We start from the raw sequence: 17,806 nt of genomic DNA on the forward strand, positions 1-17,806 counted from the left end.
CTACCCAATAAATAACTAGTATGCTAGTACTCAGATCGAGTTGATTCGACCGAAGTTCGCGGCGAGACGTGTTGTAGATTGCTGGGCCTAGGGTCATTTCCCGCACCGCCCAGCATATGCCGATACGATCGATCGCGCTGCTTTGAACGCTTCGCAGAAACCGGCCAACATATTGTTGTGCCACGCCAGTTAGAAGAAAGTAGATTTATGAAACTTGTAGGAAAAACAGCCATCATCACTGGCGGTGGTCGGGATATCGGGGCGGCGGTCGCGCTTAAATTTGCGGAAGAAGGCGCGAATGTCGCGATCAACTATTTCGCCAGTTCCAAAGGTGCCGACGATGTGGTTGCCAAGATCGAAGCCGCTGGCGGGAAGGCAATTGCGGTTCAGGGTGATCTGAACAAACAGGCAGACGTCGATGATCTGGTGGCAAAAACGCTCGAAGCATTCGGCGGTATTGATATCCTGGTGAACAACGCAGGCGGGCTGATCGCACGCAAGACACTGGCGGAGATGGATCTGGACCATTGGAATGCCGTCATGTCGCTGAACCTGACCAGCACATTCATGATGACCAAAGCCTGCTTGGAGCACATCAAAACGGGGACGATCGTGAACCTTGCCAGTCAGGCGGCGCGTGATGGCGGCGGCCCCGGTTCGGTGGCCTATGCCTCCTCCAAAGGTGCCATTGTGACCATGACCCGCGGCTTGGCCAAAGAGCTTGGGCCCGATGTGCGCGTAAACGCGCTTTGCCCCGGCATGATCGACACGGATTTCCACAACATCCACACGCCTGATGCGGGTCGTCGCGGGTACGAAGCAAACGCCCCGCTGAAGCGCCAAGGCACCGTGGATGATGTAGCCAGTGCTGCGCTCTTCCTCGCCTGCGATGATAGTGCCTTCCTCACGGGGACAAATATCGACATCAATGGCGGTATGCTGTTCAGCTAAGGATCGAAGATGGCCGATTTTCCTGTTGTGTCCACCGGCGAAAACGTCACCCGCCAAGTACTCTCGGACCATCCTGAGATGATGGTCGTGGCGTTCCGTTTTGCAAAAACCGGTGCGGTTGGCGCACTGCACAATCACCCGCATGTGCAGTCGACATATGTCGAGACAGGGCGTTTCCGCTTCACTCTCGGCGATGTCGAAAAAGAGGTGGGACCTGGTGATAGCTTTGTCATTCCGACCCAACTGACCCATGGATGCGTCTGCCTTGAGCCGGGCACGTTGATCGACTGCTTCACGCCCAGGCGTGACGATTTCCTGTAGCCTTCGGTATGCGGATTTTGTCCATAGGCGAATGTATGGCCGAGCTTTCCCCGCAGGAGGATGCGGGGGCCTTCAAGCTTGGGTTTGCGGGGGATACGTTCAACACCGCGTGGTATCTGGCGCGCATCGCCCCCGACAGCCAAGTGTCCTATTTCACGGGGCTGGGGGATGACGCGATATCGAGCCAGCTGCGTGACACGATCACGGCTGCCGGCGTCGATGACAGCTATTGTGTCGAGGTGCCGAACCGGACCGTGGGCCTCTACCTGATCTCTTTGGAGAATGGAGAACGGAGCTTCTCCTATTGGCGTGGTCAATCGGCGGCCCGCAAACTGGCCGCTGACCTCCCCGCATTGGAACGTGCGATCGATGCACATGACCTGATCTATTTCTCAGGGATCACCTTGGCGATCCTTGAGACTGGCGACCGCGATGCGTTCATTTCTGCTGTGAAAGCGGCTCGTGCCAGCGACAAAACGATCGCATTCGACCCCAATCTTCGCCCCCGGCTGTGGGACGATAGCGACACGATGCTTTCGGTCATCATGGCGGGTGCTGCAGTGTCTGACATTGTCCTACCTTCGTTCGAGGATGAGGCGGATTGGTTCAAAGACACGTCCCCACAAGCCACGGCAGATCGCTACGGCGCGGCAGGGGCGGGCACCGTAATCGTCAAGAATGGCGCCGGTGACGTCTACTATGTCAGTCCAGAGGATCGCGGAACAATTGCCGTCGCACCGGTAACGCATGTGGTGGATTCCACGGCTGCTGGTGACAGCTTCAATGCGGCAATCCTTGCGGGGCATGTCGGAGGGCAGCCATTGTCAGACAGTATCGCGACGGCCTGTCGCCTGTCCGGCGCAGTCGTTCAGGGCCGTGGGGCGTTGGTCGACATCAATCTGGGCCCATCCGAAACTTGAAGGGGCGGAAAGATGCGGGAGACTTGGCGCTGGTTCGGTGAGTTCGACCCTATTCCGCTGGATCAGGTCGCACAGACAGGAACAGCGGGCATCGTGAGCGCTCTGCATGCGATCCCCTACGGCGAAGTCTGGACCCGTGACGCCATTTCCAAACGCCGGGACGAGATTTCGGCGGCGGGGTTCACATGGGATGTCGTCGAAAGCCTGCCCGTTCACGAAGACATCAAACGCGGGACCGGTGATCTGCCGGGCCTGTTCGAAAACTACCGACAATCCCTCGCGAACCTTGCCGCCGAAGGCATCACCACCGTCTGCTACAACTTCATGCCGATCCTTGATTGGACCCGCACCGACCTGACGGCGCCTGTCGCGCGCGGTGGCACTTGCCTGCATTTTTCAGCAGCCAAGATGGCCGCGTTCGAAATTCATATGCTGGGGCGTGAGGGTGCTAAGGAAACCTATCACCCCGATGCCGTCCGACAAGGCCGCGCGTGGCATGACACGGCTTCACAAGAGGACAAGGCGTCGCTCTTGCACGCGATCATGTCCGGCCTTCCGGGGGCGTATGACAGGTACGATATCAGCGGGTTGCGCGAGGTTCTGACCACATACGACGGGCTGACCCATAATGATCTCCGCGCAAATCTCGCGCGGTTTCTGGCGGAAATCATTCCGACCGCTGCCGAGCTTGGCATTCGCATGTGCATCCACCCCGATGATCCCCCACGCGACATTCTGGGCCTGCCCCGCATCGTGTCGACGCAAAGCGATATCGACTGGATTATGGACGCCCACCCTGAGCCTGTGAACGGCCTGACGCTTTGTAACGGCTCGCTCGGGTCTCATGCAGATAACGACGTGCCCCGGATTGCTCGCGCCTTTGCGGATCGCATCCACTTTGTCCATCTGCGGAACGTGGCCAAATCGCACGACGGGTCGTTTAGCGAGGTGGCCCATTTGACGGGCGATGTCGACATGGTCGCGGTGGTGGATGAAATCCTGAACGCCGAGAGGCTACGCAATGCCGAGATCCCCTTCCGCGCGGATCACGGTCACGCCCTTTTGTCGGATGCCGAGACTGAAACCCAGCCCGGCTATACTCTTATCGGGCGGCTGCGTGGCTTGGCCGAACTGCGCGGGATCATCACTGCCCTGAACAGATGACTTTCTTCTAGTATACTAGTCTGTATGGACGTAAGGTAAGGCGGGAGATTACTTGTTCGTCTAGGAGTAGAAAATGGAAAACCCTGTCATCGGCTTTATCGGGCTCGGCCTCATGGGCGGCAATATGGTCGAATGCCTTCAGAAGAACGGCATCGAACCCGTTATCATGGGCCGCAATAGAAAAGCGGTTGATGCGGCAGTCACCCGCGGAGCCCGCGAGGTGGCCACCCCTCGGGAGATGGCGGAGGCCTGCGACATCATCATGCTCTGCGTCACCACCTCTGACGTCGTGGAAAGCCTGGTCTACGGCGACGATGGCATCTTGGCTGGCATCAAAAAGGGCGCCGTTCTGATTGATTTCGGCACATCCATTCCGGCCTCCACGCGCAAGATCGGTGCCGACCTCGCCGCCAAAGGCGCGGGCATGATCGATGCGCCACTGGGCCGCACACCTGCCCACGCCAAGGATGGGTTGCTGAATATCATGGCCGCAGGGAATGAGGACATATTCGCCGCCGTTAAACCGGTGCTCGGTATTCTGGGAGAAAACGTATTCTACGTTGGCGCGCTTGGTGCGGGGCATACGACGAAATTGATCAACAACTTCATGGGCATGACGACCGTCAGCGCCATGAGCCAAGCCTTCGCCGTTGCCGACCGTGCGGGTCTCGACGCTGCGCAGTTGTTCGAGATCATGTCGGCAGGCCCGTCCAATTCCCCCTTCATGCAATTCTGTAAGAAATACGCCGTCGATGGTGTAAGCGACCTTGGGTTCTCATTGGCGAATGCCAACAAGGACATCGCCTATTTCCTTGAGATGGTCAGCGATCTTGGCACGCGGTCCGAGATTGCCGAAGGTACGTCGCATAACCTTCAGGCCGCCGTCGATGCGGGCATGAGCGATGGTAACGTACCCGAAATTTTCGACTATTTCCTGAAGCTTAAAGGCTAGGCGCCTTTTGCGTCAAACGCGTCAACACCGGCCTGTGCGACCTCAAGGTCTTGGGCCGGTGTTCCCGAACTTACGCCGATACCCCCGATCACTTCGCCATCCTTGAGTATCGGCAACCCGCCTGCAATCACGACAAAACGCCCGCCATGGGCGGAGGTGAGCCCATAGACCGGGCCGCCCGGCATGCTGGGTTCGGCCAAGGCCTGCGTCGGCTTCTGGGTTCCCGTCGCGGTAAAGCATTTGTCGATGGCCATCGTGATGCTGGGGATTTTCCCGCCATCCATGCGTAGAAACCCGATCAGGTGGCAGCTTTCATCCATAACCGCGATGCACATCGGCACGCCGATCGCCTCGGCGTGTTTCTTTGCGGCATCGATAATGCGCTGCGCGTCGTCGCAATCAAGACGGTGAATAGACTGCATTCTAAGTTCCTTCTTCTGTTTCTTGTGGGGCATTAACGGCCCGTTCAATCGCCCTGCGCACGCCGAAGGCCCAAACCTCTTTCGCGGCGGCGGTCAAAGGTGCTTTCAACTGACGCGCCAAGCCTTCGGGGAACACCGCGCTCATTCCCAGCAGCGCGGTTACGGTTGCTTCCGGCCCGTCTGCATTGGCGGTCAGTGCATTGAGCTCGCTGGCCAGAGGGTCGCGCAGATCGATGGCATTGCCCGTCTCATCGATGCCGCGCACATAGAACATCCATGCCGCGACCGCCAAACACATGAGCGGTGTATCGCGGCCGGATTGATGCGCGTCGCCCATGGTTCCCAGCAACCGTTGTGGCAGTTTCTGGCTGCCATCCATCGCGATTTGCCATGTGCGGTGCCGGATATTAGGATTTGCGAAACGGGTGAACAATGCGGTGGCATAATCACTCAGGTCAACGCCTGCCGGCGCTGTGACCGTCGGCATAATCTCACCCCAAAGACCGTGAACAAACCGCTCGAACACAGGATCGGCCACGGTTTCGGAAATGGTTTCATACCCTGCCAAATAGCCTGTGTAGGCCATAGCGGAATGCGCGCCGTTCAGCATTCGCAGCTTCATCTCTTCGTGGAAAGCGACATCGGCCACCAGTTCGGCGCCCGCAGCGGCCCAATTGGGCCGTGCATTCGCGACAAAGCTGTCTTCGATAACCCATTGGGCAAAGGGCTCATGCACAACCGGCGCGGCATCATAGCGGCCCGTCAGCGCGGCGACCCGCGCGATGTCATCTTGGGTTGTCGCAGGCGTGATACGGTCCACCATCGTGCAGGGAAACCGGGCGTTCTCGGCGATCCAGCGCTGCAACTCGGGATCGACGAGGGCCGCAAACTCGAGGACCAGCCCGCGTAAAAGCCGACCGTTCTGGGGAAGGTTATCGCAGCTCATCACCGTGAAAGCCGGTGCGCCCGCGCGCATACGTTCTGCCAAAGCGCGCACGATGTATCCGATCGCGGATTTCGGAAGCTGGCTCGCCAAATCATGTGCGATATCGGGGTGACCACGGTCCAGTTTTCCCGTCGCCGGGATGTGGCAATAGCCCTTTTCGGTCACCGTTAGGGTCACGATGCGCACATCCGCATCGGCCATCGCTTTCAATACTGCGGCAGGATTTTGCGGTGCGACGAGCACGTCATTCAGAATCTCCATCACACGCGGGGTTTCTGCCTCCGCTCCTACGGAAACGGCGGTGTAGGCCCAGCCCTGATCCCGCAAGGCGTCGAGCAGTTCCGAACTGCGAAGAGAGACCCCGACGATCCCCCAATCGCCGCCACTTGCCGCCATGGCATCGCTGGTTATCGGTGCGCCAAAAGCCCGAAAGAATGCTCCGAGACCGAGGTGGACAATACCGGTTTTGGGGCGCGGATCGGTCGAGCGTTGCAGACGGGGTCGGGTCATAGCTTATAGGCCGTCTTGGCCAACCCGTAGGACAGGTCATGGGCCACTTCGTCGGCCTCGTCACGGTCAAGTCGCCCTGTCTCAACCAGCGTGGCCAGAAAACTGCAATCGACGCGCCGCGCAACATCGTGCCGCGCGGGGATCGAGCAGAAGGCCCGCGTGTCATCGTTGAAGCCAACGGTATTGTAGAAACCCGCCGTCTCCGTGACCGTTTCGCGAAACCGCCGCATGCCTTCGGCGCTGTCGTGAAACCACCAAGGCGGCCCCAGTTTCAGCGCGGGATAGACCCCAGCCAAGGGCGCAAGCTCCCGCGCGAACGCCGTCTCATCCAGAGTAAAAACGATGATGGTCATTCTCGGGTCTTGCCCAACGGCGTTCAGCAAAGGGCGCAGCGCGTGGACATAATCGGTGCGCGTTGGGATGTCATAGCCTTTGTCGCGGCCAAAGCGTTCCATGATCGGCCCGCTGTGATTGCGATAGGACCCGGGGTGAATTTGCAGAACCAATCCATCATCCAGCGACATCCGCGCCATTTCAGTCAGCATATGACCGCGAAACGCATCCGCCTCCGCCTGCGTGCAGGCGCCACGCAGGGCTTTGTCGAACAGGGCGGCGGCGGCCTCTTGCGAGAGGTCCTCGGTTCGGGCGGTGGGGTGGCCATGATCTGTGGACGTGGCCCCGAACTCCTTGAAATAGGCACGCCTGTTTCGATGGGCGGCAAGGTATCCGGCCCAAGTGGTCGTATCCTCACCGGCCAGTTCGCCCAAGGTCGCGACATTGTCGGCGAATCCTTCGAACTCGGGGTCGATCACGGCATCGGGCCGGTAGGCCGTGACCACCCTTCCCGGCCAGCCGCTTTCCCGTATTATGCGGTGCCAGCGCAGGTCATCGATCGCGCTTTCGGTGGTGGAGATTGCTTCGATGTTGAAGCGTTCGAACAGCGCACGGGGGCGGTAGGTCTCTTGCGCGAGGCAATCGTCGATCTGGTCGTAAATCTCGTCAGCGGTGGCCGCAGACAAACGCTGGGTTACGCCGAACACCTCTTGCAGCGCATGGTCGATCCAAATGCGCGAAGGTGTGGCGCGAAATAGGTGATAGTTGTCTGCAAACAAACGCCAAATCTTACGCGGGTCTTGCTCGACGGCGCCGCCATCGACGCGGGGCACACCCAGATCCTCCAACGCGATCCCCTGAGAATGGAGCATCCGGAACACATAATGATCGGGCGTGACGAACAGCTCAGACGGGTTGGCAAACGCCTTGTTCTCCGCAAACCAGCGCGCAACAGTATGGCCATGAGGGCTGATGATGGGCAGATCGCGCACCCCATCATAAAGCGTGCGCGCCAGTTCTCGCAACTTGGGTTCAACCGGAAACAAGCGGTCGGGGTGAAGCAGGGTCATCACGGGGCCTTTGCTGAAGTCGTATCTGGTATTCTAGTCAGCACATGTTGGTCTGTCACGGGGTATAAGGAACTAATGACCTTCTCCTGTTCGATGCCTTCTCTCGCTACCGGATGAAGAAAATCCGAGGTTGAGCGTGATCCTTTGCACCCGCCAATTCGGGCGACGGTAGGGTGCCCGATAAATAATCGCCCCACTGACAAGAGACGCATATCGATCACTCACCCCCTAAAAATCTTAGTAAAAACCGCGGCCTCGTGCAAAAAATACCACTTTCGCAGATGGATAATTGACTCAAACATGGACATGCCATACTAGTATACCTGTTACGATGAGCGAGTGATGTGAGAGGGCACATCAACGTTCCAAATAGTCAAACGTATCTGGGAGGATCACATGACAATAGGTTTTACACTTCGCAGCGCACTGCTCGGCAGCTGTATCGCACTCGCGGCGACATCCGTTTCGGCGAAAGAGCTCAGAGGCTGGAACATTCACGTTGAAGAATATCCGGTGTCTATCGCCATGGACTTTTTCGCAGAGTCCCTCGCTGAGGCCACGGGCGGTGAATTGACGGCAAAAACTTTCCACAATGGCGTTCTGGGCAGCCAGCCCGACGCGATCGAACAGCTTCGCCTCGGCGTATTGGATTTCGGTGAATTCAGCCTTGGCCCGTTCGGGACTTCCGTGCCGGAGGCCAACGTCGTTTCGCTGCCGTTCATCTTCTCTTCTATCCCGCAGATGTACAAACTGATGGATGGCGAAGTGGGCGAGGCGATTTCCGAAGGCATGCGCGCCCGCGGTGTTGAGCCGCTTGGCTGGTATGACGCTGGCGCCCGGTCCTTCTACAACTCCGCCCGCCCGATCAACACGCCGGCTGATGTCGAAGGCCTGAAAATCCGTGTGATGAGCAACGACCTCTTCGTGCAGATGGTCGAATCCATGGACGGCAACGCGACACCGATGGCATTTTCCGAAGTGTACCAGTCGATCCAGACAGGCGTCGTCGATGGCGCGGAGAACAACCCGCCCTCTTACGAATCGACAAGCCACTATGAGGTCGCAAAATACTACTCGCTGACCGAGCACTTGATCATTCCCGAGTGCCTTTGCATGTCGAAAAAGACTTTCGACTCTTTGACACCTGAGCAGCAAAAGATCGTGAAAGAGGCGGGACAAGCCTCTACGGAATTGCAGCGTGAACTGTGGCAGGCCCGCGAAGCGGCTTCAATGGAGACGGTCAAGGCTGGCGGTACAATCGTGAACACTGTGGCAGATAAGGCGCCTTTCCAAGCCAAGATGACACCGGTTTACGAAAGCTTCCTTGAAGCGAACCCTGATCTTGCGCCTTTGGTGGACATGATCCGCAACGCTGAGTGAACCTGCTTTGAGTGAATGAATGAAACGGCCCGTGTCCTTTGCGGCGCGGGCTGTTTTGCATTCGGACAAGAATACTGAACACGGCGAGACTGTTATGAGTGGCAAGAAGACCGTTCTGAAAAGATGTGAAACCGTACTGGCGGCCGTTCAATGGGCCAGCATTCTGACGGCGTGTATCGCTCTCGTCGTTCTGATCGTTACATTCGGCTGGCTGGTCTTTGGCCGCTATGTCTTGAACGCCACACCAACTTGGGTCGAGCAGCTTGCGTTGCTTCTGATCTGCTACATTGCATTTTTGGGCGCTGCCGCGGGGGTTCGGGACAACACCCATCTGGGCGTCACACTGTTTCGCGACGTCATGCCCATTCCGGTGCAAAAAGTCATCATGATGGCAATCGACTTTATCCTCGCCGCGTTCGGTGGCGTCATGTTTTACGCAGGCACGCAATTGATGATATTCGGCTGGGATTCCAACCTGCCCATGCTGGACATCCCCGAAAGCTTTCGCACCCTCGCCATCACCCTGTGCGGCGCCTTGATCGTGCTGCATGCGGGTACGCGCGGCATCATTCGCATTCTTACCTATTCCGATTGGCATCCCCAATTCGAAACGCAGGAGTCCTGATATGGGCCTGATGATCCTTTTGCTCGTGTTTGCCATCGGCGTCTTCATCGGCTTGCCCGTCGCCTTTGCCATGGGCATCGCTGCCGCCTCTGCCTTCTGGATCGAAGGCTTTCCGATGCTCATCACTTTCCAGCGTGCGACAGCGGGTGTTTCGGTCTTCTCCCTCCTGGCGATCCCCTTTTTCGTCCTGGCGGGCGAGATTATGCTTCACGGCGGGATTGCTGCTAGACTGGTCAAGCTCGCCTCGGCCCTCGTGGGGCACCTCAAGGGCGGCCTTGCGATGGTGAATATCTTTTCGTCCATGCTGTTCGGCGGCATCTCTGGCTCTGCCGTGGCGGACATCTCGGCGCTTGGGTCGATCCTTGTCCCCGTTATGAAAGAGCGTGGATACCGGCCCGACTTTGCGGTGAATGTCACGGTGACGTCGTCCATCGCCGGGATCGTCATCCCTCCCAGCCACAACATGATCATCTTCGCTGTTGCCGCCGGTGGCGGGATCTCAGTCTCCAAACTGTTCCTTGCTGGGGTCGTCCCCGGTCTGTTGATGTGCATCAGCCTTGCGATCGCCGCCTATATCCTTTCCGTCAAACATAACTATCCAGCCGAACCATTCCCCGGATGGCGCGAGGTTGGGCGCAGTGCTGCCGACGCGATACCCGGCTTTCTGACAGCTGTGATTATCGTCGGCGGTACGCTGTCGGGTGTGTTTACGGTGACTGAATCCGGTGCCTTTGGTGCGATCTACGCAATCCTTTTGACCAAGTTCTACTATCGGAGCCTGACGTGGGACTCCTTCAAGATCGCTTTGGTTGGCACCGTGCGCACGACGTCGATGGTCATGATCCTTATCGCCTTTGCCAGCTCGTTTGCCTATCTGCTGGCCCTATACCAAGTACCGGCCCGCCTTAGCGAAGCCTTGGTTCTGATCTCGGATAACCCGATCATCATTTTGCTGATGATCAACGTGATCCTGCTGGTGCTTGGAATGATCATGGATATGGCCGCCCTCATTCTGATCTGCACACCGATCTTCCTACCCATCGCAAAGGGTCTTGGCATGGACCCGACGCAATTCGGCATCATGATGTTGATGAACCTCGGCCTCGGCCTCTGCACGCCGCCCGTCGGAACCTGTTTGTTCGTGGGATGTGCGGTCGGTCGGATCAAGATCGAAACGGCATTGAAATCGATCTGGCCCTTCTACATCGCGATCCTCGGCGCGTTGATCCTGGTGACCTATGTTCCGGCTGTGTCGCTGTGGCTGCCGTCGCTGTTCTGATTTTGCGCTCCCCGCTTTAAGGCGGGGGTTCACTGCTTTCGGTCTGACCTACTACTGTCTCGGGGCAGAGCGTTGCGGCGAAGCGCCGCTGAATCGCCCATTCATCCATCTTGTAGTATTGCCGGCGGATGAAGGCCGGGAAAGCGGACCTTAGTGATCTTAGCAGCAAAAGACAGGTTGAGCGATTGCTGACCAATTGAGGTGCAGAGTTCTTCGCCACTGCTGCATAGGCCGCGCCGCTAGGAGCGGCCCAAAGTATGCGTAATTGGACTGACCCTGAACTGAGGTCGAGTTCCCGATAGGATCACTGGGAAACTGTGAACAAGGGGGATTTCGAATGGAATATTATGCTGGTTTGGATGTGTCGCTGCGGTCCTGCGCGATTTGTGTTGTCGACGGCAAAGGCACGGTTCTGCATGAGCGAGACCTGCCGTGCGAGATTGAGGAGATCGCGAGGTATCTGACGGCGCTTCCCGTTTCGATCGAGCGCATCGGGTTCGAGTCCGGCACCTTGAGCCAGCATTTGTTCTACGGATTGAAGGCTGAAGGGTTTGAGGTCGTTTGCATGGAGTCGCGCCAGGTAAGCGCCGCCCTGTCGGCAATGCGCAACAAGACTGATCGCAACGATGCCCGCGGCATCGCTCAAATCTTGAGGACGGGTTGGTTCAACCCGGTTCATATGAAGAGCCAAGAGGCACATGGGGTTCGAGCCGGATATCAAAGGCTGGGGATCGAGATGTGAGAGCCGCGCTCTATGCCGCCCCCAACGCATTGCTGATGCGGACCGTGGCAGGATCACAGATCAAATCCTGGGGCATGCGCTTGATGCGCACCACGGGGCGGCGCCGCGCGGTTGTCGCCGTTGCCCGAAAACTGGCCGTTTTGCTTCACCGGATGTGGGTGGATGGCACCGAGTTCCGTTCAGAAAAGGTGGAGGGCATGGCATGATCTAACCGCCCAACACCAATCTGAACGGGATCGTCCTCACCGGACGAGGTTCGTGGATGAAGCCGAAAATGTCTGCTGCGCAACGAGAAGCGCGTCTCAAAGCGAGGCTGTCCACAACCAATCCGACACATGCGTGCAGCGATGTCCCGCGTGGCATCAAACAGACTGCGAAGAGAAGCGTGACCCGGATGAGTGACAATGATCCAAGACGACAAGGAAAACGAGCTTGACCCCAACGCCCAATTAGAGAAGCGGACGTTGTCGGCGGAGTGCAGCATTTTGGTATGGTCAATGACCGCAATGCGGACGAAGCTGCCATTGATTTGTTAGGCGCGCGCGTGCTTTGAGGACATGCACCTTTCCTGGAGCTACCATGACTTTCTCTGCGTCCGAACGGAACAACGCTGTCCCGAAACACCTGCCTGTGCCCGTCACTGTCTGGATGCTGGGTTTCGTGAGCCTGCTGATGGACGTCTCCTCGAAGATGATCAATGCGCTGCTCCCGCTCTATCTTTCCGGTGGTCTGGGCGTGTCGGCTCTGGCGATCGGCTTCATAGCGGGCTTGTCTGGGGCGGCTGCCACACTGTCCAAGTTCCTCTCCGGCGTGCTGGCCGATGTCAGCAGACGTGCGAAGCCGTTGGCGGTTCTGGGCTATGGACCGGGAGCGCTGTCCCGCCTGATCTTTCCCTGGGCGATGAGCTTGGACCAGATCTTTCTGGCGAAGGCCATGGATCGAGCCGGCAAGGGCATTCGGGGCACGCCGCGCGATGCATTAGTTGCCGCCGCCAGCCCGCCGGAGACCCGCGGCGCGAGCTTCGGTTGCGGAAGTCGCTCGATGCCCTCGGCGCCTTCCTGGGGCCGCTCGTCGCGGTCGCGGGCATGATCGCATTCGCAGGCGACATTCAGTCAGTTTACTGGATTGCCGTTCTCCCCGCCGTGCTCTGCATGATTGTGCTGGTCTTCCTTGTGAAGGAGCCAGCACAAACCCATCCAATGAAGCGCGGTGACTTCCGGATTGCCGATGCCCTCCGGCTCAATCGTGCAGTCTGGGGTGCAATCGGACTGGCCTCTGTGATCATGCTGGCGCGGTTCAGCGAGGCTTTCGTGCTGCTGAAGGCCCTCGGGGCTGGTTTCTTGCCGGCCTGGGTTCCACTGTCCCTCGTTGTCATGCATGCGGCCTACAGCCTGACGGCATTTCCAGTCGGCAGGCTCTCGGACAGGCTGGGGACTTCGGGCCTGCTGATCTGGAGCCTTGGATTCCTGGTCGCGGCGCATCTGACGCTTGCCCTTGCCATGACCCCCTGGGTCTATGTTCTCGGCACCGTCTTCTGGGGTCTGCACATGGGGTTCTCGCAAGGATTGCTGGGCGCCATAATCGCTGCCGCGACGCCGGACCACCTGAAGGGCAGCGCATTTGGAACGTTCAATCTTGTGACCGGGCTGGTCGTGTTTTTGGGGAATACGCTTGCCGGGTGGCTCTGGCACAGCACGGGATCGGCCACACCATTTCTTGTCGGGGCGGGCATTTCGGCTGTCGCGATGATATTGATCGCTATGCGAAAACCGCGGCGTACCCGGCTCTGACCCGTTGGTATGGGTCCGCTTCGGGCTCAAAGCCGACCTCGGATGCGGCGCAGCATCATATGGTATGATGTCTTGTCTACGTCGGGTTGTCGATGTGGGAGGGCGTGGTGGATCGGAGGCTCCATCATGGAAACATCAAACTTACCGGCCATCCGCGCCTTACGCCCAGCCTGGAACAAAGGCCGGATCGTCGGCCAGAAAAGGCCGCTCAAGCCCAAACACGTCTGGGCGATCAGGGTGCGGCTGGAATTGGCCGAGAACCACCGTGATCTGGCCCTCTTCAATCTTGCCATCGACAGCAAGCTGCGCGGCTGCGATCTGGTAAAAATGAAGGTTGTTGATGTTATGGCATCCGGCCAAATCAAGGAACGCGCGTCGGTTCTTCAGAGCAAGACCCAGAAACCTGTGCGCTTCGAAATCTCCGAAGGCACCCGTGCATCGCTGCCAAGATGGATGCGGGAACCGCTGATGGTCGGATCCGAATACCTCTGGCCTGGGCGTTTTCACGAACGGCTTCACATCTCGACCCGCCAGTACGCGCGCATTGTGCGTGACTGGGTGACATCCATTGGTCTGGAGGCAAGCGCCTATGGCACGCACTCGATGCGGCGAACGAAAGTCACGCAGATTTACAAGAAAACAGGCAACCTGAGGGCGGTCCAACCGCTGTTGGGTCACACCAAGATGGACAGCACTGTCAGGTACCTCGGCGTCGAGCTTGAAGATGCGCTGGTGATCGCCGAAGCTATCGAAATCTAAACCGCTGGGCCGTCGCCGAAGACGGCCCCAAGCCGACCTTCCTACCAGATGCAGCGGATGACCGATCCCAGCCCAATTCAGACGTTCGCACGATGCGCTTGCGTCGCCCTCGCCCCAAGCGCAAAAGTTCCAGGCAGATTCCCCGAAAGCGGAACTTCAGGGCTGCACTATTGAGCAGGACGATGCTGAACCCCGCTCGAAGGTCGGCTATGCTGGCTGAAGCCGGTAACGTTGATCGAAACCACTCCGCTCAAAAGGTTGCACTGAGGCGCAGCCCTGAAACCGTGACCGTTGTCTTGCTTGGATTGTCTATCGGGTTCGTGATGAATCGAACCGACGGGGTGATGGCGACGTTGTCGAGCAGTTGGAACCGGTAGTAAATCTCGCTCGTTATCTGGTCCTGCAGGACATCTTTCTGATCAATGCAAAGCCCCACTGACGGATCAGCGGGGCTATCAACATTCGCCATAAGCGGCTGGGGGCCGCCACGGCGGCCAGGAGAAAGGAATGTTACGGGTGCGAGCTGCTCCTTAGGTCTTCCGAAAACAAACGGAGCGCCGCATCGGCGCCGCGCGGTTTCCCAGGAGAAGCGGGCCCGGTGCAGCCAGAGCCTGGGAGGGTCCTTATGCACCGGCCTTCTGCGCGCGGCTGCGGAAGCCGAAAAACAGGGCCGCCGCTAAACCGGCAGGGACCAGCAGTCCGAGGGACATCGGCAGGGCCGTATCCATGCTCCCCAAAGCGACGCAGGAGGACACCGAAAACGCGATGGCGAATTGCGTGGCGCCGAGCAGGGCGGATCCGATACCGGCCCCCTCGCCGCACAGGTCCATCGTCATCGCCATCGCATTGGCCGACAGCAGGCCGACCATGCCGATGGACACCCAAAGTGGAACGGCAAAGACCCACAGCGTCTGCGTGCCGGAGACCACCACCAGGCACAGGGCTGCGGCGGCAAATACGGGCAAGCCGGCCGTGACGATCTGTTCCGGGCTGTAACGGTTGAGCAAAACCCCGTTGATCCGGCCGAAAAGGATCAGCGCAGCGGCAATGACAGCAAACATGATGCCGAATTCAAGCGCGCTCAGCCCGAAGATGCCCTGAAACACGCCGGAGGAGCCGGTGATGAACGCAAACATGCCGCCCTGTATCAAGCCGGACACCAGCACCATGACCACAAATCTTCGTTGCGACAGCAGCATGGCGGCTGCCCGCAGGCTGCCGATGAACGGCCGGGGCTTGCGGCTGGCGGCAGGAAGGGTTTCCGGCAGGACAGCCGCCGCCAGCGCGAAGGCGGTGATGCTGATCAGCGCCATCGCCGCAAAGATTGAGCGCCAGCCGAAAGCTTCGAGAAGGAGGCTGCCCAGCGTCGGCGATGCAATCGGACCGATTGTCAGCAGCATGACCAGCACGGTCATCACCTGAGCCGCGCGGCGTCCCTGATAAAGATCCTTGACCACGGCCCGGCCCACAACCATGCCCGCGCTCGCCCCGATGGCCTGCACGAACCGCAAGGCGTTGAACCATGCGATGTCGCTGAGAAGCGGCAGAGCGATGGATGTCCCGGTGAACAGCGCGACTCCGGCCAGCAGCGGTGCCTTGCGCCCATAGGTGTCGGTCAGCGGGCCGAGCAGCAGCTGTCCCGCGCAGAGGCCGAGAAAGAAGACCGACAGCGAAAATTCTGCCGCGGTGCGCGTGGAGCCCATGGAAGCGGCCAGATCGCCGAGCGCGGCCAGGTACATATCTGTCGCCAGAGGCGGAAACAGGGACAGCAAGCCCAGCGTCGCCGTAATCGCCGCTGCGTGTTTGGGGGAAAGGGTCGTGTGAGGCATCATCGGTCCTGCTGCGTTATTAGACTGCGGTCTACTTGCGGTTAATAGACTTTGGTCCAATAAGTAAAGCAGGATATGTTCTGCATCGGTGAACAGGAGCTGTGCATGACCAGGACCCCGCCAGGCGGACGCCCCGTGAATGCCCAGGCCGGAGCCGCTTTGAAAGCGGCCGCGCTGCGCCTTGTGCGCGAAAGAGGGTACGGCAAGGTGACGATCGCAGCCATTGCCGAGGAGGCGGGGGTGGCCCGCCAGACGCTTTACAACCGGTGGAACACAAAGGCTGATCTGGTTCTTGATGCCGTGTTTGAGGAGACGCAGAGCTACGCTGCCGCGCCGCCGCTGGACGGGGAGCGGGCGTGCCGCGATCTGCTTGAGGAGTTCCTGATAAACGTCTTCAGCCATCTTGCTATCAATGGCGGCGTTCTGCGTGCGCTGATTGCGGCGGCGCAGCAGGATGCGGCTTTTCAAGCGACATTTTACGCCAAGTTCGTTCTGCCCCGCGAGAAGATGGTCACGAATCTGCTGCAGCGGGCCATCGAACGCGGCGAGCTGTCTGCAGATCGCAGCCCAGAGCTGGTTTCGGGCCTGATCCATGGCGCTTTCTGGTACCGTCTGCTGAACCGGGGGGTGCTGGACGCCAGTTTTGCCAGAGCGGTCACGCGTGACGTATTCGGCCCGCCGACTTCGGCGGCAGGGGAGCCTGCTAGGCTCCAGCCTCATTAAGTTTTAAAGCCAGAAGATGACGGCGGCGGCAAGCGCAATGGCTGAGAGGGAGGCCTCCGGGCAACTGTCGTAACGAGTGGCGACACGCCGCCAAGGCGTCACCGTCGGCCCAATCTGCGACATCTCGGATCCGGTCGATCATCCCTATATTCGTGGCCGCGGCGTGTTGCAGGATTACGAATACGACAGCACGGTGCGCCTGCCGATGAACCAGACCTTTCCGCGTCTGAGCACCACGCCGGGCGCTGTACGTGCGTCGGCGCCGAGGCTCGGCCACCACACCGCAGAAATCCAGGCTGAACTTGGCTTCGGCGATCTAGGCACAGCCCGCGCCGCCGATGCTGTCGTTCTCGACTTTGAAGACAGCGTGATCGAAGGCGTCTCGGCGATTGACCTGCCCCCTACGCTTCGTTGGCCTTGGAGTCGGGCGCAGCCCCCACTTAGGTCAACTGATCGAACTTGAAGGTCCGCTTGCGCGTTTATTGGAACACAGAACTTATTCGCTGGAGTTTGATGCGCCCGATTCCGGTTTGACTACAATGACTGTTGAACCGATCGACTTTCCATCTTTCGCCCATTCACTATGGTCATTAGCATTCAAAGTCACGCTGACAGCATTTGCCCCTGCAACCAAAAGATTAGAAGGGATATGCACCCAATTCCCATAAACGCGCGAGATTTTTTCGCCATTTATGTAGAGATGCGCATGGCCTTTATTTTCCACTACATCCTTGTTGATTGCCGAAGGCGTGAAGGTAAAGTTTTCCGTTAAAACTTGGACATTGTATCCGTCCATCTCGTCCGGAAACACAAGATGAGTGATCGTTGGAACCGGCAGACCTGCAGCGACCTCCCGCAAAGGATGATTGTGGGTCATACCCGCCTCCATGGTGGTTGGCATGTCCGCGCCGATCAGGTTCTCCGCATGGCAAATTTCCTGCCTCTGCGCGGTCTCAAAGACTGCATTGGCTGCCGCTTGGGCAGCTTCCGGTTCTGCGGTTGAGCCAGTCCATGACAAAAACGCCATGGAGCAGGCAAACGTCAAAAGCGCAACGACGGCACCATATACCAAGGTTCGCATGGCGCCCGC

At 58.8% G+C, this 17,806-nt stretch carries 19 protein-coding genes and 2 pseudogenes; 14 read left to right on the forward strand and 7 right to left on the reverse strand.

From position 1 onward, the window contains the following. The first annotated feature begins 207 nt into the window (after positions 1 to 207). The 5 genes from ACGYLX_RS15755 to ACGYLX_RS15775 all read left to right on the forward strand — a co-directional run bounded on the left by ACGYLX_RS15755 (position 208) and on the right by ACGYLX_RS15775 (position 4,308). A complete protein-coding gene (locus ACGYLX_RS15755; protein WP_394450654.1) occupies positions 208 to 951 on the forward strand; it encodes an SDR family NAD(P)-dependent oxidoreductase in 744 nt (247 codons plus the stop codon). A gap of 9 nt (positions 952 to 960) precedes the next feature. Then, on the forward strand, positions 961 to 1,272 hold the full coding sequence (locus ACGYLX_RS15760) for a cupin domain-containing protein (protein WP_067266924.1): 312 nt from the start codon (positions 961 to 963) through the stop codon (positions 1,270 to 1,272). An 8-nt stretch (positions 1,273 to 1,280) separates the two neighbouring features. Beyond that, a complete protein-coding gene (locus tag ACGYLX_RS15765; protein ID WP_394450657.1) occupies positions 1,281 to 2,192 on the forward strand; it encodes a sugar kinase in 912 nt (303 codons plus the stop codon). Between the two features lie 12 nt (positions 2,193 to 2,204). Continuing rightward, on the forward strand, positions 2,205 to 3,356 hold the full coding sequence (gene uxuA / locus ACGYLX_RS15770) for a mannonate dehydratase (RefSeq protein WP_394450659.1): 1,152 nt from the start codon (positions 2,205 to 2,207) through the stop codon (positions 3,354 to 3,356). Between the two features lie 73 nt (positions 3,357 to 3,429). Beyond that, a complete protein-coding gene (locus ACGYLX_RS15775) occupies positions 3,430 to 4,308 on the forward strand; it encodes an NAD(P)-dependent oxidoreductase (protein WP_394450660.1) in 879 nt (292 codons plus the stop codon). Here the strand turns inward: ACGYLX_RS15775 and ACGYLX_RS15780 are convergent. Genes ACGYLX_RS15780 through uxaC form a run of 3 tightly spaced genes read right to left on the reverse strand, consistent with a single transcriptional unit; the run spans position 4,305 to position 7,589 of the window. After that, entirely contained in the window at positions 4,305 to 4,730 is a 426-nt protein-coding gene (locus ACGYLX_RS15780) for a heme-binding protein (protein WP_394450663.1), read from the reverse strand. The two genes, ACGYLX_RS15775 and ACGYLX_RS15780, sit on opposite strands and share 4 nt — an antisense overlap. 1 nt (position 4,731) lies before the next feature. After that, complete coding sequence (locus tag ACGYLX_RS15785; protein ID WP_394450665.1) at positions 4,732 to 6,186, reverse strand: mannitol dehydrogenase family protein; 1,455 nt, start codon at positions 6,184 to 6,186, stop codon at positions 4,732 to 4,734. Continuing rightward, on the reverse strand, positions 6,183 to 7,589 hold the full coding sequence (uxaC, locus tag ACGYLX_RS15790; RefSeq protein ID WP_394450667.1) for a glucuronate isomerase: 1,407 nt from the start codon (positions 7,587 to 7,589) through the stop codon (positions 6,183 to 6,185). Before uxaC ends, ACGYLX_RS15785 begins: the two co-directional genes overlap by 4 nt. A gap of 396 nt (positions 7,590 to 7,985) precedes the next feature. Between uxaC and ACGYLX_RS15795 the strand changes: the two genes are divergently transcribed. The 7 genes and pseudogenes from ACGYLX_RS15795 to ACGYLX_RS15825 all read left to right on the forward strand — a co-directional run bounded on the left by ACGYLX_RS15795 (position 7,986) and on the right by ACGYLX_RS15825 (position 14,164). After that, positions 7,986 to 8,969 carry a TRAP transporter substrate-binding protein gene (locus tag ACGYLX_RS15795; RefSeq protein ID WP_394450669.1) on the forward strand — a complete coding sequence of 328 codons (984 nt, stop codon included), beginning with the start codon at positions 7,986 to 7,988 and terminating at the stop codon, positions 8,967 to 8,969. Between the two features lie 19 nt (positions 8,970 to 8,988). Then, positions 8,989 to 9,594 (forward strand): TRAP transporter small permease, encoded by a 606-nt coding sequence (locus ACGYLX_RS15800; RefSeq protein WP_394450671.1) that lies wholly within the window; start codon positions 8,989 to 8,991, stop codon positions 9,592 to 9,594. A 1-nt stretch (position 9,595) separates the two neighbouring features. Next, positions 9,596 to 10,873, forward strand: a complete 1,278-nt coding sequence (locus ACGYLX_RS15805; RefSeq protein ID WP_394450673.1) for a TRAP transporter large permease — start codon at positions 9,596 to 9,598, stop codon at positions 10,871 to 10,873. A gap of 337 nt (positions 10,874 to 11,210) precedes the next feature. Further along, positions 11,211 to 11,821, forward strand: a pseudogene (locus tag ACGYLX_RS15810) (transposase). 373 nt (positions 11,822 to 12,194) lie between these two features. Beyond that, positions 12,195 to 12,704 (forward strand): MFS transporter, encoded by a 510-nt coding sequence (locus ACGYLX_RS15815; protein WP_394450676.1) that lies wholly within the window; start codon positions 12,195 to 12,197, stop codon positions 12,702 to 12,704. Further along, complete coding sequence (locus ACGYLX_RS15820) at positions 12,701 to 13,405, forward strand: MFS transporter (protein ID WP_394450677.1); 705 nt, start codon at positions 12,701 to 12,703, stop codon at positions 13,403 to 13,405. Before ACGYLX_RS15815 ends, ACGYLX_RS15820 begins: the two co-directional genes overlap by 4 nt. Before the next feature lie 126 nt (positions 13,406 to 13,531). Beyond that, complete coding sequence (locus ACGYLX_RS15825) at positions 13,532 to 14,164, forward strand: tyrosine-type recombinase/integrase (protein ID WP_394450680.1); 633 nt, start codon at positions 13,532 to 13,534, stop codon at positions 14,162 to 14,164. 250 nt (positions 14,165 to 14,414) lie between these two features. Here the strand turns inward: ACGYLX_RS15825 and ACGYLX_RS15830 are convergent, their stop codons facing one another. After that, on the reverse strand, positions 14,415 to 14,633 hold the full coding sequence (locus tag ACGYLX_RS15830) for a carbohydrate porin (protein WP_394450682.1): 219 nt from the start codon (positions 14,631 to 14,633) through the stop codon (positions 14,415 to 14,417). A 154-nt stretch (positions 14,634 to 14,787) separates the two neighbouring features. Next, the gene (locus ACGYLX_RS15835) at positions 14,788 to 15,993 is read right to left on the reverse strand and encodes a multidrug effflux MFS transporter (RefSeq protein WP_394450684.1); all 1,206 of its coding nucleotides are present in this window, start codon (positions 15,991 to 15,993) and stop codon (positions 14,788 to 14,790) included. 105 nt (positions 15,994 to 16,098) lie between these two features. On the opposite strand from ACGYLX_RS15835, the gene ACGYLX_RS15840 reads away from it, so the two are divergent. Then, complete coding sequence (locus ACGYLX_RS15840) at positions 16,099 to 16,716, forward strand: TetR/AcrR family transcriptional regulator (protein WP_394450686.1); 618 nt, start codon at positions 16,099 to 16,101, stop codon at positions 16,714 to 16,716. Between the two features lie 3 nt (positions 16,717 to 16,719). On the opposite strand, the pseudogene ACGYLX_RS15845 reads toward ACGYLX_RS15840, so the two are convergent. Continuing rightward, positions 16,720 to 16,809, reverse strand: a pseudogene (locus tag ACGYLX_RS15845) (IS5/IS1182 family transposase); the annotation flags it as partial. Here ACGYLX_RS15845 and ACGYLX_RS15850 point away from each other — a divergent pair. Further along, positions 16,793 to 17,179, forward strand: a complete 387-nt coding sequence (locus tag ACGYLX_RS15850; protein WP_394450689.1) for a CoA transferase — start codon at positions 16,793 to 16,795, stop codon at positions 17,177 to 17,179. The pseudogene ACGYLX_RS15845 and the gene ACGYLX_RS15850 sit on opposite strands and share 17 nt — an antisense overlap. A gap of 33 nt (positions 17,180 to 17,212) precedes the next feature. Here ACGYLX_RS15850 and ACGYLX_RS15855 read toward each other — a convergent pair whose 3' ends face one another. Next, on the reverse strand, positions 17,213 to 17,797 hold the full coding sequence (locus ACGYLX_RS15855) for a hypothetical protein (RefSeq protein WP_394450691.1): 585 nt from the start codon (positions 17,795 to 17,797) through the stop codon (positions 17,213 to 17,215). Positions 17,798 to 17,806 lie beyond the last annotated feature (9 nt).

The organism is Sulfitobacter sp. 1A13496 (assembly GCF_043557225.1).
Lineage (GTDB): Bacteria > Pseudomonadota > Alphaproteobacteria > Rhodobacterales > Rhodobacteraceae > Sulfitobacter > Sulfitobacter faviae.

Coding starts and splice junctions, on each gene's coding strand:
- ACGYLX_RS15755 (WP_394450654.1), top strand. CDS start 208: ATGAAACTTGTAGGAAAAACAGCCATCATCACTGGCGGTGGTCGGGAT.
- ACGYLX_RS15760 (WP_067266924.1), top strand. CDS start 961: ATGGCCGATTTTCCTGTTGTGTCCACCGGCGAAAACGTCACCCGCCAA.
- ACGYLX_RS15765 (WP_394450657.1), top strand. CDS start 1,281: ATGCGGATTTTGTCCATAGGCGAATGTATGGCCGAGCTTTCCCCGCAG.
- uxuA (WP_394450659.1), top strand. CDS start 2,205: ATGCGGGAGACTTGGCGCTGGTTCGGTGAGTTCGACCCTATTCCGCTG.
- ACGYLX_RS15775 (WP_394450660.1), top strand. CDS start 3,430: ATGGAAAACCCTGTCATCGGCTTTATCGGGCTCGGCCTCATGGGCGGC.
- ACGYLX_RS15780 (WP_394450663.1), bottom strand. CDS start 4,730: ATGCAGTCTATTCACCGTCTTGATTGCGACGACGCGCAGCGCATTATC.
- ACGYLX_RS15785 (WP_394450665.1), bottom strand. CDS start 6,186: ATGACCCGACCCCGTCTGCAACGCTCGACCGATCCGCGCCCCAAAACC.
- uxaC (WP_394450667.1), bottom strand. CDS start 7,589: ATGACCCTGCTTCACCCCGACCGCTTGTTTCCGGTTGAACCCAAGTTG.
- ACGYLX_RS15795 (WP_394450669.1), top strand. CDS start 7,986: ATGACAATAGGTTTTACACTTCGCAGCGCACTGCTCGGCAGCTGTATC.
- ACGYLX_RS15800 (WP_394450671.1), top strand. CDS start 8,989: ATGAAACGGCCCGTGTCCTTTGCGGCGCGGGCTGTTTTGCATTCGGAC.
- ACGYLX_RS15805 (WP_394450673.1), top strand. CDS start 9,596: ATGGGCCTGATGATCCTTTTGCTCGTGTTTGCCATCGGCGTCTTCATC.
- ACGYLX_RS15815 (WP_394450676.1), top strand. CDS start 12,195: ATGACTTTCTCTGCGTCCGAACGGAACAACGCTGTCCCGAAACACCTG.
- ACGYLX_RS15820 (WP_394450677.1), top strand. CDS start 12,701: ATGATCGCATTCGCAGGCGACATTCAGTCAGTTTACTGGATTGCCGTT.
- ACGYLX_RS15825 (WP_394450680.1), top strand. CDS start 13,532: ATGGAAACATCAAACTTACCGGCCATCCGCGCCTTACGCCCAGCCTGG.
- ACGYLX_RS15830 (WP_394450682.1), bottom strand. CDS start 14,633: ATGGCGAATGTTGATAGCCCCGCTGATCCGTCAGTGGGGCTTTGCATT.
- ACGYLX_RS15835 (WP_394450684.1), bottom strand. CDS start 15,993: ATGCCTCACACGACCCTTTCCCCCAAACACGCAGCGGCGATTACGGCG.
- ACGYLX_RS15840 (WP_394450686.1), top strand. CDS start 16,099: ATGACCAGGACCCCGCCAGGCGGACGCCCCGTGAATGCCCAGGCCGGA.
- ACGYLX_RS15855 (WP_394450691.1), bottom strand. CDS start 17,797: ATGCGAACCTTGGTATATGGTGCCGTCGTTGCGCTTTTGACGTTTGCC.